The sequence below is a fragment of the Vagococcus jeotgali genome (assembly GCF_035918315.1).
GTDB classification, from domain to species: Bacteria; Bacillota; Bacilli; order Lactobacillales; family Vagococcaceae; genus Vagococcus; species Vagococcus jeotgali.
Genome location: NZ_CP142146.1, coordinates 87,980 through 101,527 on the forward strand (window position 1 = coordinate 87,980; position 13,548 = coordinate 101,527).

The 13,548-nt window shown below is 31.9% G+C and carries 9 protein-coding genes and 2 pseudogenes; 7 read left to right on the forward strand and 4 right to left on the reverse strand.

Annotation, left to right across the window (positions count from 1 at the left end):
* Positions 1-152 precede the first annotated feature (152 nt).
* From VSF34_RS00600 to VSF34_RS00615, 4 genes are read left to right on the forward strand one after another with little or no spacing between them, the layout of a single operon-like run.
* Entirely contained in the window at positions 153-3,677 is a 3,525-nt protein-coding gene (locus tag VSF34_RS00600; protein WP_326717207.1) for a bifunctional glycosyltransferase/CDP-glycerol:glycerophosphate glycerophosphotransferase, read from the forward strand.
* 1 nt (position 3,678) lies between these two features.
* The gene (locus VSF34_RS00605) at positions 3,679-5,556 is read left to right on the forward strand and encodes a GW domain-containing glycosaminoglycan-binding protein (RefSeq protein WP_326717208.1); all 1,878 of its coding nucleotides are present in this window, start codon (positions 3,679-3,681) and stop codon (positions 5,554-5,556) included.
* 14 nt (positions 5,557-5,570) lie between these two features.
* Positions 5,571-6,380, forward strand: a complete 810-nt coding sequence (locus VSF34_RS00610; RefSeq protein WP_326717209.1) for a DUF6270 domain-containing protein — start codon at positions 5,571-5,573, stop codon at positions 6,378-6,380.
* Entirely contained in the window at positions 6,374-6,862 is a 489-nt protein-coding gene (locus tag VSF34_RS00615; RefSeq protein WP_326717210.1) for a hypothetical protein, read from the forward strand. Before VSF34_RS00610 ends, VSF34_RS00615 begins: the two co-directional genes overlap by 7 nt.
* 233 nt (positions 6,863-7,095) lie before the next feature.
* Here VSF34_RS00615 and VSF34_RS00620 read toward each other — a convergent pair.
* The 3 genes and pseudogenes from VSF34_RS00620 to VSF34_RS09930 form a co-directional block, all read right to left on the reverse strand.
* Positions 7,096-8,225: pseudogene (locus VSF34_RS00620) on the reverse strand (IS3 family transposase).
* A gap of 82 nt (positions 8,226-8,307) precedes the next feature.
* On the reverse strand, positions 8,308-8,622 hold the full coding sequence (locus tag VSF34_RS09925; RefSeq protein ID WP_370659259.1) for an IS3 family transposase: 315 nt from the start codon (positions 8,620-8,622) through the stop codon (positions 8,308-8,310).
* 44 nt (positions 8,623-8,666) lie between these two features.
* Positions 8,667-8,948, reverse strand: a pseudogene (locus VSF34_RS09930) (transposase); the annotation flags it as partial.
* A gap of 122 nt (positions 8,949-9,070) precedes the next feature.
* Between VSF34_RS09930 and VSF34_RS00630 the strand changes: the two are divergent.
* Positions 9,071-9,415, forward strand: a complete 345-nt coding sequence (locus VSF34_RS00630; RefSeq protein ID WP_326717983.1) for a helix-turn-helix domain-containing protein — start codon at positions 9,071-9,073, stop codon at positions 9,413-9,415.
* Positions 9,416-9,551: 136 nt separating this feature from the next.
* Here VSF34_RS00630 and VSF34_RS00635 read toward each other — a convergent pair whose 3' ends face one another.
* Entirely contained in the window at positions 9,552-10,328 is a 777-nt protein-coding gene (locus VSF34_RS00635) for a sulfite exporter TauE/SafE family protein (protein WP_326717211.1), read from the reverse strand.
* Positions 10,329-10,570: 242 nt separating this feature from the next.
* Between VSF34_RS00635 and VSF34_RS00640 the strand changes: the two genes are divergently transcribed.
* Both VSF34_RS00640 and VSF34_RS00645 read left to right on the forward strand, forming a co-directional pair.
* Positions 10,571-12,166, forward strand: a complete 1,596-nt coding sequence (locus tag VSF34_RS00640) for an alpha-glucoside-specific PTS transporter subunit IIBC (protein ID WP_326717212.1) — start codon at positions 10,571-10,573, stop codon at positions 12,164-12,166.
* A gap of 33 nt (positions 12,167-12,199) precedes the next feature.
* Positions 12,200-13,537: a 6-phospho-alpha-glucosidase gene (locus VSF34_RS00645; RefSeq protein ID WP_326717984.1), complete on the forward strand. Its 1,338-nt coding sequence runs from the start codon at positions 12,200-12,202 to the stop codon at positions 13,535-13,537.
* The last annotated feature ends 11 nt before the right edge of the window (positions 13,538-13,548 follow it).

A 13,548-nucleotide genomic window follows, 5' to 3' on the forward strand; every position in this document is an offset into this window, starting at 1 on the left:
TTCCCCTAGACATAGTAGAGTAGAGCATATAAAATCTATGATGAGGTTGCTTTTTAAAAGCCATTTAAAGTATAATTACTTCTGTATGTATAGTCGTATAATATGTTAAAATTATTATGATTGTATTGAAAATAGTTATTAGGAGAATAAAGTTGAATAAAATAAAAATAACATCTATTATGCCTGTTTATAATGTTGAGGAATATATATCTGATGCACTAGACTCAGTTATTAGTCAAATAGATAAGAACATTGAGTTAGAAATTATTATAGTTGATGATGGTTCCACAGATATGACTAAAGATATTATTCGGGATTATCAAAAAGAATATGACTTCATAAAATTATTTGAATATGATCAGATAGGACCAGGACAAGCAAGAAATGTTGCGATGCTAGATGCTACAGGTGATTATATAGCTTTTATAGATGGTGATGATATATTATATCCAAAATCATATCAAAAATTATTGAACTCTGCACAATTAAATGATGCTGATATTGTTGTAGGTAATGTATCGAGATTTGATTCAACAAGAAAATTCTTTTTAAGTGGTTTACACAAAAAAATATTTTCTGATGAAAAAATAGGTACCAATATTGTTGGATGCCCTAGTCTACTATTTGACACGACTTCTTGGAATAAGTTATTTAAAGCATCATTCTTAAAGGAAAATAAAATTACGTTTCCAGAAGGTATTTTATATGAGGATATTCCGTTTAATATGGAAGCTCACTTTAAATCATCAACTACGAATATAATTATGGATTACGTTTACAAGTGGCAATTACGAAATGATAGCAATAAGTCTATTACACAATCTAGAGTTGATAAAAATAACATGTTGGATCGATTTACAGCAATGAAAAAATTTAATGAAATTATGATTTCCCAACAGATTGTTGATCAATCATTTATTGAAAAGAAAGAGCTTAAAGAGCTTGAAATAGATTTAAAATTATTTTTAGATCAGTTAAATGATGCTGACGATGAGTATTTTGAATTATTTTCCAAAGAATTAAGTCATTATATAGCCAATATGCAAACGGATGTGTTTTATACGAAGTTGGCAAATGCTGTTCGGATTAGATATCTTTTAGTTGTTGAAAATCGTAGGGAAGATCTGATACGTTTTAATGCAAATATGGCTGAGTATCATTTGCTTAGAAATGATATCGTAGAAAGTAAGGTTATGAAGAATATATCCAATACCCTATATGAAGAATTTCTAGATGAGTCATACTTTGATGTGACATCTGATGTAACCCCTATTACTAAGATAAAGAGTGTTTGTTGGAATGATACAACAATAACTATTACTGGATTAGCCTTTTTAAGGTACTTAGATACTGATAGCACCGTTAAAATGTCAGCTCAATTAGAAACGCTAGAAGGGGACAAGGTAGTAACTGTTCCAATTAATATATTTAAAGACAAATCACATACTCAAATTTATGGTGGTGGTAAACAAAAATATTTAGTGAAGCGTTTGTATAATTATGATTACTCTGGTTACATGATTGATATAGATATATCAAATCCACTTATTCAACAAGTAGTAAAAGAAGATTGTCTTGTTAAAGTGACACTGTCTAATAAAGGGTTTAGTGGTGATTTTTATTTATCTAATCCAACTAAAGGGTTAAAAGTTCGACCAAAAGATAAAGTCATAGATAATATTGTATACAGCGTTGAATATAATAAACAGTGGCAATTAAAGCTGACAACGACTAAAATTGGTGCTTTTGTAGAAACTGTTGTAGTTCGTAATGACCAGATAACTATTGAGGGAGAATTAATTAGTCAAACAGCTAGAACTATGAATTTGATAAACTATTCATTTGATTATATTGTGGAACCAACTGAAGAAAGTACAATTTTAGGAAATCGTTTCACTCTGGTTTTTAATTTATCTGATATAGCTGAGTTAGAGTTCAAAGAGAACTTTTATTTACAGTTTATTTCAGATGACATTGAGCATTATAAAGTGGAAGTAACTGATGAATTTCAGCTGACTTTTTTTAAACATGGTCTAAATGAGGTTTGTGTAAATAAAACACGAAATAAGTTATTACAGATTTATATGGTTGATAATATTCAAGCTAAATTATTGGACTTTAAGATAGTATCTGAGCAAAAATATGTTACAAAGGTTCAATTTGATGTTTATCAAGAATTAGATGGAATCACTTCAACTAGCGAGCTGAGTTTTAGTATTATAGGATCTAGGAATAGTGCTGGCTTAGCAATGCTGCTTAAACCCCATAATATTAATGTACTTGAATCGGGAGTAATACTAAGTTATGTAGTCTCTATAAAAGCAGCTGACTTGTATAGGTTTGGTAATTCATCATGGCAATTCTTACAAGCTTCTATAATAGATGGTTATACTACCAAGAGAAGGATAGTCAGTGAACAATTCGGAGCAAAAAAACATTGGCACATTTTAAAAAATAACTTTACGCTATCTGAAAATCATCGACATGAGGTTCAGTTGGCATCAGGTTTAAAAAAGGAATATTTTGAAAAGGGACCTAGAAGAAAGAAATTTTTAATGGATTACTTATATCCATTCTTTAGAAAACTGCCTCAAAAGAAAAAAATGGTGATGTTTGAAGCTTATTGGGGAAAATCATATAGTTGTAATCCTAAAGCTATGTATGAATATCTCGAAGAAAATTATCCAGAGTATACCAGTGTATGGAGCTTAAACAATCCTTATGATGATATTAAAGGTAAAGCTATTAAAGTTCGAAGAAATAGTTGGCGTTACTATTATTATTTAGCACGTAGTAAATATTTTATAAATAATGTCAATTGGCCTAATCAGTATGAGAAACGTGAACATAGTATAGAGGTACAAACACTACACGGAACATTTCTAAAAACTATGGGACTTGATGTAGAAAATGAAGTGAAAACACCCCAGCAGTTAGAAGGCTTTAGAAAACGTCATAGTCGTTGGGATTATCTAGTCTCACCAAGTCAATTCATGACGGATATTGCTAGACGTGTATTCGAATTTGACAAGGAAGTTATTGAGTATGGTTTCCCTAGAAATGATGTATTAGTGGACGAAAAAGAACATGAAAGGTTAGCTAAACAAGTAAGAGAAGCACTTAGTATCCCTAAAGATAAAAAAATTATTTTATATGCACCAACATATCGAAACAAGAGTGGCTTTAATTTTAAACTGGATATAGAACGTATGAAGGAAGAGTTATCAGATGAGTACGTATTGCTAGTCAGATTACATTATTTTGTTGCTAAATCTTTAGATTTAGTTAATGATGGCTTTGTTTATAATGTCTGTAACTACCCAGATGTCCAAGAGTTATTATTGATAACAGATATCTTGATGACAGATTATTCTTCGATCATGTTTGATTATGCTAATTTAAATCGTCCTATGATATTTTTCACCTATGATTTAGAGTATTACCGGGATGTATTGAGAGGGATGTATTTAAATTTTGAAATGGAAGCGCCAGGAAGACTTTGCAAAGAAACAGATGAATTAATTGACTCATTAAAAGATCTGGATACTTACCAAAAACAATATGCTTCTAAATTATTAGATTTTAGAGAAAAATATAATGAATTTGAAACAGGAGAGGCATCTAAAGAAATATTTAAAATAATATTTAATGAAAATAAAAATGATAAAGGAAGATAAGATGAAGAAAAATATAATGAACCAGTTTCTTTTAGGAATAATATTATTATCAAATATAATGCCACTAACAGTAATTGCTCAGGAAGAAGACACGGTTATAAAACATAATCATTCAACTGAAGAAGTATTATCGGACTCAACCTCTAGTTCAGATTTTATTATTCCAGAGTTGGAACAGACAGAATCTAGTGAGGTTATGGTAGAGGAGACAACAAAAGAGAATGAGGCATCTATAGATACAACTGACTCAGAAAACTTAAGTGACAGTACAGTTGTAAATGAGGAGTTATCAAGTACTCAACTAAAAGAATCAGATATAGAAGCAAAAATAACTTCTGATTTAGATAATAATGCCGGAGTTAAAGTGACACCTTACGAACAGAGAATATACAAGAAAAATTGGGATATTTGGAACAAACCATATGTGTCAGGTGCTAAGTCAGTTGATAAATCTACAAAATATTTTGAACAAATAGTGACAGTAACTAGAGAAGCAAGCTCTAACAATACAGTCTATGTACTTATCAAGGTAGATAATAAAGAGATAGGTTGGATTAATAAAGGTGCCATAGATTCTGTAGACCCACTATACACAAAAGAAGGTATATTGGTAGAAAACACATATAAATATATAACCAAAAATAATTGGGATATTTGGAGTGAACCTTATAAGTCAGGTGTTAAAAAAGTTAAGAACACATCAGAGTATTTAAATGAGAAAGTTTTGTTTACTAGAAGAGCTAAGACGACATCAGGTACATATGTAAAAATATGGGTTTATCGTGATGGGAGATATCAATACATTGGGTGGTTGAATGAAACCGGGTTATCAAACTCTATTCCAGAAATTAATCAAATGTCGGGTGTTTTAATACCAAATACCTATGGAGAGATTCTTAAAAGTAATTGGGATATCTGGGAACGTCCATATAAACCAGGAACCAAATCTGTAGCAAATACAAGTAATTATAAAAATCAGACACTTTTATTTACGAGAAAGTCAGTGACTAATTCAGGTACTTATTATAAAATGTGGGCAAAGAAAAATGGAAGTTACCAATTCGTTGGTTGGGTATCTGATAAAGGGACAACATTATTAGATAAAATTGAATATAAAAAGTCAGTTTTAGTTCCTATGAAAAAAGTAAGCAAGAAAAATTGGACATTGTGGAATAGTCCATATGTATATGGATCCAAACAAAAAGGAAATTCTTCTACGTATTATGGGAAGAATGTACAAATTGTAGCTGAGGCAAAAACAAATTATGGTATTTACTATGAGATTACATCATTTGGAAAATCAATTGGATGGATAAATAAGGATGGATTAAGTGGTTTAGGTAACGAGGTCATTGTTCCTTTGATTCAAGCTAACCAGATTAACACGGCTGGCTATGCACCTAGTGGTTGTGCTGCTTGTGCTGCCTATACAGTATTACATTCTAAAAATGTTGCAATGAATCGGAACTTAACATGGTTTTATAATAATCTACCTTTACATTCAAGTAATCCTGATTTAGGTCAGATTGGTAGTCCTTGGAATTATAGTGAGTTTAAGGCAGTTATTTCTCCAGTAGGACTAAACAATTTTATGAAATCTCTAGGAGGAAATTCACAAAATATTACAGGACAATCAATGAGCTATGTAAAAAAAGAGCTACAAATGGGAAATCCCGTTTTATTTTGGGGAAGAGTAGGTTTAAGTGATACATCTAACTCACTAACAACACACGTTATGATTTTTACTGGATATAAAGATGGATATTATTTAGTGCAAGATCCAGCGCTAACTGGATCAAATCATAGGAGATGGTTTAGCGAGAAACGTGTCAATGATTATATGGCTATTAAAGGTCGTAAAATGGTAGTCGTGAGATAGTTAGAGAGAAGGTGATGACAGTGTCTAAATATAGTATATCTATTTTGGGTAGTTGTGTTTCTAGAGATTTATTCAACAGCCATTTTGTTAGTAATTACGATGCACAATTTGAAGTATTAAGTGACCAACAGCATATGAGTATAATATCTTTAATGTCCCCTCCCTTGTCAAAAAATCTATCAGATATTTCAGGTGATATAACGACGTTTTATAAACACAATTTTCAACGAGACTTAAATAAAAATTACTTAGAAGAATTGAAGTATAATCCACCAGAGTTTTTGTTGATAGATTTTTATACAGATGCTTTTTACGGAACAGTTGAAGAAAAAAGTGGCAGCTATATTACAAATAAGTTATGGCAGTACAAGAAATTAGGTTGTTATCGTGAGTTAGAAATAGGTAAAGAGTATTCAGTATACAATAATTCGCTTGAATTTATTGAGTTATGGAAAAACTATTTTGATCTATTTATGGTGTTTATTAATGAATACTGTCCGAAGACTAAAATTATTATTAATAAGGCAAAGTTCGTTAATCGGTATCTAGATAGCAAGAAGGATAAGATGGTTACTATCTCAGATGTTACGGATGATAAGTGGAAAGCATTTCATATTGATCGTTTTAATATTATTTGGAATTTATTTGATACATATGCGATTGAAAAATATAATTTAGATTCAATTGATTTTGATATGAATACTTATTATGGTGACCCTTTTCATAAGTGGGGGCTATTCTATGTACATTATAATCAGGAATTTTATAATGATACATATCAAAAATTATTAATCATTGCTGATAGGAGTAAATGTGAATGCTAAAGCCTTTGGGAAATGTATTAATGATATTAGTTTGCTTTACTTTATTAAGTGCATGTAAAATTAGCGGTAAAAAGGAAGAAAGTTATTTAGAGGACTCTGTCTCTAAAAATGATTATTTTTTACCAGAAACTACAAAAGATAATATCAGTACTAGTATCGGATCTGCTAATTTCGAGTTTAAAGTTACTCCAGATAACCCTGAAGTCATCATTAAAAATGAAGATGTAGAACATGTAGTCATCGATGTTAAATTATCAGGTTTTTTAGAAGACGATTTATTCATTTATGTTGATGATATTTTGATAGAGCGAAGGAAAAATGATGCTAAAAATATTAGTATTCCTCTATCTAATATGGTTTTTGCAGTTACACCAGGACAACATGTTTTAACAATTTCTCAATATGAAAGTAATGATGAGGAAAACAAATTAATAAATAGTATCTCGAAAAATTACAATGTGGTTTTTGAAAAAGAGAAGTGATGACAAGAATATTTTATACTTAAAAAAGAGACTTTATGTAGTGCACCCCTAAAGTTAGACCAAAAAATCTAACTTTAGGGGTGTATTTTTATGACAAAATATGATTATAACTTTAAGGTTAAGGTTGTCCAAGAGTATCTTAGAGATGATGTTAGTTACTCTGAATTGGCAACACTTTTCTGTACAAAAATTATAAGGTCTTTATTTTATTTAGATAGTTATTCTATGTTCTGCTAAATAGCCTGTTTCAACTCCCAATCTAAACGGTAATTAATCGGGGATTGATAGCCAAGCTTGCCATGTTTTCTAAACTTGTTCCACCAATTGACATAATCCATTAACTCATATTGTAGTTCAAACAATGAGTCAAAAGATTGTTGGTAAATAAACTCAATTTTAAAAGCTCGATAGGTTGCTTCTGCCACAGCGTTGTCATAGGAACAACCAGGACGTGATAAAGATCATTTTATCTGAAACACATCCAATAATTCATCAATACTTTGGTTATCAAATTCTTTTCCTCGGTCTGTATGAAAAATTTCAACATCATCTAATGGCTGTTTAATCGTTCCGATTGCCTGTAACACAAGATCCACAGATTTGTTAGGACCACTAGAATGCCCAACTATTTCTAGGTTGAACAAATCGAGAATAAAGCAGACATAATGCCACTTTTTGCCTACTTTAACATAGGTTAAATCTGTCACTAAAGCTTCCATAGGTTGCATTTTATCAAATTGACGTGATAAAACATTATCGATTTTCTGTTCATTTTTACTCGTTGCTTGAGGCTTAAATTTCAGTGTTGTGTAGCTTGAAATGAAATTAAACTTATTCATGATTCGTCGTATCCTTCTTCTTGAAACAATTAATCCTTGATCGTTTAAATCATCTTTAATTCTTCTTGCTCCATAGGAGTTACGGCTATCTGTAAATGACTCAATGACTGCTTTTTCAACAATAGCTTCTGATTTTTTTCTTTTGACTTCATAATAATAAGCCCCACGAGAAATTTCTAATTTTCGACACATCGCTGATACACTATACTTCTTTTTGTTTTCCCTAACAACTTCTACTTTCGTCCGAATATCAGCGCCGCTTGCTTTAAAATATCATTCTCCATCATCAGTTCTTTATTTAGTTTTCGTCATTCACGCAACTCTTTTTCTTCTGGTGTCAAATTATCTTTCTCTTTGAATGATCCTGACTGGTTATATTGTTTTACCCATTTATCAAAGGTTGATGGTGTCAGGTCATATTCTCTTAAAATATCTTTTCTAGGTTTTCCTGATTTATACAGTTCCACCATTTGTTTCTTAAATGATTCTTTGAAGGTCCGTCTTGGTTTTCTGTTAGTTGTCATGAAATAAGCTCCTACTTTGTTTTTTATTAAGTATAAACACCTTATCTTTATTGTTCAACTAAGTGTAACCTATTCAGGTCGACTAGCTGTAAATAGTCGATTTAATTTGTTTGGAGTCAATGATTGATTGGATGAACCTGAATAAACCTGAATAAACCTTAAAATAAGCTAATGTATACGTAGAATGCAAATTAAATTTAGTCATAATTTGTTTAATCTTTTTCCTAGAAAGTTGAATATTTTTGTCTTGAAGTGATTTTTTTAATCGTCTTGTTCCATAACTTTGACGGTTATCATAAAAAGCTTCTACCACTGATAATTCAATAGCGGGATCCACTAATTTTTCTTTATTTTTATAGTAGTAAGTTGCTCTTGAAATGCCTAAACAATGACACATCGCTGATATGGAATATTTATGTTTATTGTCAGTAATTACTTGTCTTTTCGTCCAAATATCAGCGCTGCTTGCTTTAAAATATCATTTTCCATTTCTAACGTTTTTAATTTTTTTCGCATTTCTTTTAGCTCTCTTTGTTCATCAGCCAAATTATCTTTTTCGCTAAAAGAATCAGATTGCGTTGATTGACGAATCCACTTATCAAATGCTGAAGGTGTTAACTCGTATTCTCTAATAATATCTATACGTGGCTTTCCAGCTCGATAAAGATCAACCATTTGTTGCTTAAATTCTTTGGTAAAAGTACGTCTTATTCGTTTTGACATGAAAAATTCTTCCAGTGTGTTTTCTTATAATTATCACACCTTAATTTTTCTGTCTAGTCAAGGGTAACTTACCCACTGTTAAAAAAGATAAAACTTACTCTATTCAATTTAAATTAAATGCGATAGAGTTATATCTATCAAGTAAGAAAACCTATCAAGAAACCGCTAATGCCTTAAATATGAACAACTTTTCTCTTATCGCGAATTGGTTAAGGCAATTTAAAGAAAAAGGGATCGATGGGCTTTCTAGAATGAAAGGTCGTCCACCAAAAATGTCTAAAGATAAAACGAATGATTTAACCAAATCAGATAAAGCTAAAATTAAAGAATTAGAATCACAGTTACTTACGCTAGAAATAGAGAATGCTTATTTAAAAGAATTGAGGAAGCTAAGAAAGCAGGAAGAAAAACAACGAATGAAACTATCTCGTCCATCATCTTTAGCCTCCGAAGAAAATTCAAATTAACCGATCTTCTTGCGACCATTAATTTTCGGCTAAAAATGGCAATGTAAGAACATAAAAAAGGAGTAGATTTCTCTACTCCGAAAAGGTCTAACTTTTAGCGTTCACTACACTTCGATAGATTTTATAGGTTTTTAATTTAAAAAATCAACTGCCAACCATTATACAAATTAACAACTAATACAAAAATAATAACGCCTTGATAAATATGTCTCACTATAGAATCTGGTAATCTCCCGCTTAAACTCGCTCCTAAAAAACCACCAATGATAGCTGAAGGAATAATGTAGTAGAGCATAGTCAAATCGTATCCTACCAAAGACCCACCTAAAATAATCGTTAAAATCTTAGCTAATTGAGAAAAGAATATAATAATAATTGAGTAAACAGTCGCATCTTTGATAGGAAAACTAAATAGCATCATCAAAATAGCCACATTAATTGGCCCACCACCAATACCTAGAAGACTAGCTAAAAAGCCAAGAAACCATCCAATCAAAATAAGTACTAAGGGATTTGATAAAGAATAATTTTTCCAGTGAGAGACACTATAAAAATAGGAAAATAAAAGAGTAATCACAGTTAAAATGATCTGTATAAGTTGTACTTCTTTATCACTTTGAAAGAGATGAAGTAAAAAGTCAAAAGCAATATTGCCTGTGATCCCTCCTAAAACTGATCCTAATGATAGAAGTAATGCGTTAGACCAATTAATGTTGATCCCATTTTTAACTTGCTTATATGTGGATATAACAGACATGGTCAAAACAGCGACACTTGAATAAAAAGAAATAGCATAGAGAGGGTGAAAATTAATTAAATCAAAAAGAGGTTTGATAATTACCCCGCCTCCCATACCAGAAATAGCTCCAATACTATTTGCGATAATAATGATAATAGCGTAAATAAATCCCATCTTGTCACCTTTTTTCTAAATTGTTTACCTCCATATTATGTTAAATAGTAAAAATAAGCAAGGTTTATTATAAGTTAATCAAGCTAACCCCACTTCTTTAGAAATGATGGAATTTTTCCCAGCCTTTGACACTAAGTATCTAGTAAATGATATTAATTTCTAAAGGCGTGTCACATATTGAATAGAAAGCGTTTTAGATATATATTTTGTATATCAACAAATGAAAGGGGTTGCACATAAATATGATGGAAAAAGTTCAACGGTTTGGTGGTGCAATGTTTACACCTGTTCTTTTATTCTCATTTTCAGGTTTGATGGTATCACTGGCTATTATTTGTAAAAATCCATTGCTAGTTGGAAGTATCGCTAACGATGGAACAGTTTGGTTTAATAGTTGGTCCATTATTGAGAATGGAGCCTGGACAGTTTTTAACCAAATGGAATTATTATTTGTGATTGGTTTACCAATTGGTCTTGCTAAAAAAGCGAATGCAAGAGCAGTCATGGAGGCTTTCGTCATTTATCTAACTTTCCAATACTTCGTCAGTGGTATGTTGGAATATTTTGGTTCATTTTTTGGAGTGGATTTCACTCAAGAGGTAGGCGGAGTTAGTGGTTTGAAAATGATTGCAGGTATTAAGACACTTGATACAGGAATTATTGGTGCAATTGTTATTTCTGGTTTGGTCGTCTATATCCATAATCGGTTCTTCGACACGAAATTACCAGATTTTCTAGGAATTTTCCAAGGATCATCTTTAGTTGTGATTATCGGATTTTTCGTGATGTTACCCATTGCATTTATCACAGCATTCTTTTGGCCGAAACTTCAAATGGGGATTAACTCCACACAAGTTTTCTTAGCCAATGCTGGTGTCATCGGAGTATTTATTTACACTTTCTTAGAGCGGATACTTATTCCAACAGGCTTGCATCACTTTGTTTATTCGCCATTTGTTTATGGTCCAGCTGTTGTACCAGAGGGAATCACAAAAGCATGGATAGGTCATTTAAACGAGTATGCTTCTATGACAACACCGCTTAAAGAATTGTTCCCTGAAGGTGGGTTTGCTCTTCATGGAAATGGTAAAATGTTTGGTTCATTAGGTATTGCTGCAGCATTTTACGCAACATCTTTAAAAGAAAATAAGCAAAAAGTATTATCTATTCTAGTACCAGTTACACTAACAGCCTTTTTAGCTGGGATTACTGAACCATTAGAATTTACATTCTTATTTATTTCACCATTGTTATTTGTGATACATGCACTCTTGTCAGCGTTAATGGCTGCAACGATGTATGCCTTTGGTGTTGTTGGTGATATGGGTGGTGGTTTCTTAGATTTACTAGCTAAAAACTGGATTCCATTATTTGCTAATCATAAAGTAGAGATATTTACACAATTAATTATAGGATTATTGTTCTCGGCTATTTATTTCTTTATCTTTAGATTTTTGATAATCAAGATGGACTTACCAACACCAGGTAGAGAATTAGAAAAAGAAGGCGTTCAATTATTCACTAAAAAAGATTACAAAGAAAAACAAGCTAATCAAAAAGGAAATACTACATCTGCAGTCAGCGGTGAGACAAATCAGTATTTAGATAAGGCTGCTATTTATCTAGAAGCTTTAGGTGGGGCTGATAATATTGAAAAAGTGACTAATTGTGCGACTAGGTTAAGAGTGACTGTTCACGATGATAGTTTAGTCGGCAATGATGCTTTGTTTAGAGAAGGTGGTGCCCACGGGGTTGTTCGTAATGGAAAAGCCCTTCAAGTTATTGTTGGTTTATCTGTTCCTCAAGTAAGAGAGCAGTTTGAAAAATTATTAGGTTAATAAAATAAATATATAATAAATTAAGAGGAGAGAATTAAAATGAAGAAATTTTCAATCGTAGTTGCAGGTGGCGGAAGTACGTTTACTCCAGGGATTGTATTAATGTTGTTAGATAATTTAGATAGATTTCCTATTCGTCAAATTAAATTTTATGATAATAACCCAGAAAGACAAAAACAAATTGCAGATGCTTGTGAGATTTTAATTAAAGAAAAAGCGCCAGATATTAATTTTGTATCAACCACTGATCCTAAAACAGCTTTTACTGATGTAGACTTTGTGATGGCACATATTCGTGTTGGGTTATATGCGATGCGTGAAATGGATGAGAAAATTCCATTAAAATATGGTGTGGTAGGTCAGGAAACATGTGGTCCTGGTGGGATTGCTTATGGTATGCGCTCAATTGGTGGTGTTCTTGAAATTCTAGACTATATGGAAGAGTATTCTCCAGATGCATGGATGTTAAATTATTCAAATCCTGCAGCAATTGTAGCAGAAGCAACTAGAAAATTAAGACCAGAATCTAAAATTATTAATATTTGTGATATGCCAGTGGGTATTGAAGAGTTAATGGCTAAAGCAATTGGCTTGAAATCACGTAAAGAGATGGTCATTCGTTATTACGGGTTAAATCATTTTGGTTGGTGGACAGATATTCGTGATTTAGCGGGTAATGATCTAATGCCTCAAATTAAAGAACATGTATCAAAATATGGTTATGCAATGAAAGAAAGTTTAGAAGGCGCACAACATGTGGATGAGAGTTGGGCACATACGTTTGCTAAGGCTCGTGAAGTCTACGCAGTCGATCCAGATACGCTACCAAATACTTATTTAAAATATTATTTATTCCCTCAAGATGAAGTGAGCCATTCAAATCCAGACTATACTCGTGCTAATGAAGTTATGGCAGGAAGAGAGAAACATGTTTTTGGTGAGTGTAATCAAATTACCAAATTAGGTAGTACAAAAGATACGACGCTTGAGATTGATGAACATGCTAGCTATATTGTCGATCTAGCTCGCGCGATTGCTTATAATACACATGAAAGAATGTTATTGATTGTACCCAATGAAGGAGCTATTGTGAATTTTGATGAGACAGCTATGGTGGAGGTACCATGTATTGTTGGAGCTAATGGGCCAGAACCATTGACACAAGGTAAGATTCCAACATTCCAAAAAGGTCTGATGGAACAACAAGTTGCTGTTGAAAAGTTAGTTGTAGAAGCTTGGGCAGAAGGCTCATATCAAAAATTATGGCAAGCATTAACGTTATCTAAAATTGTACCTAATGCACGTGTAGCTAAAGAATTATTAGACGACTTATATGAAGTCAATAAAGAATATTGGCCAGAATTAAAATAATGTGCTACCTC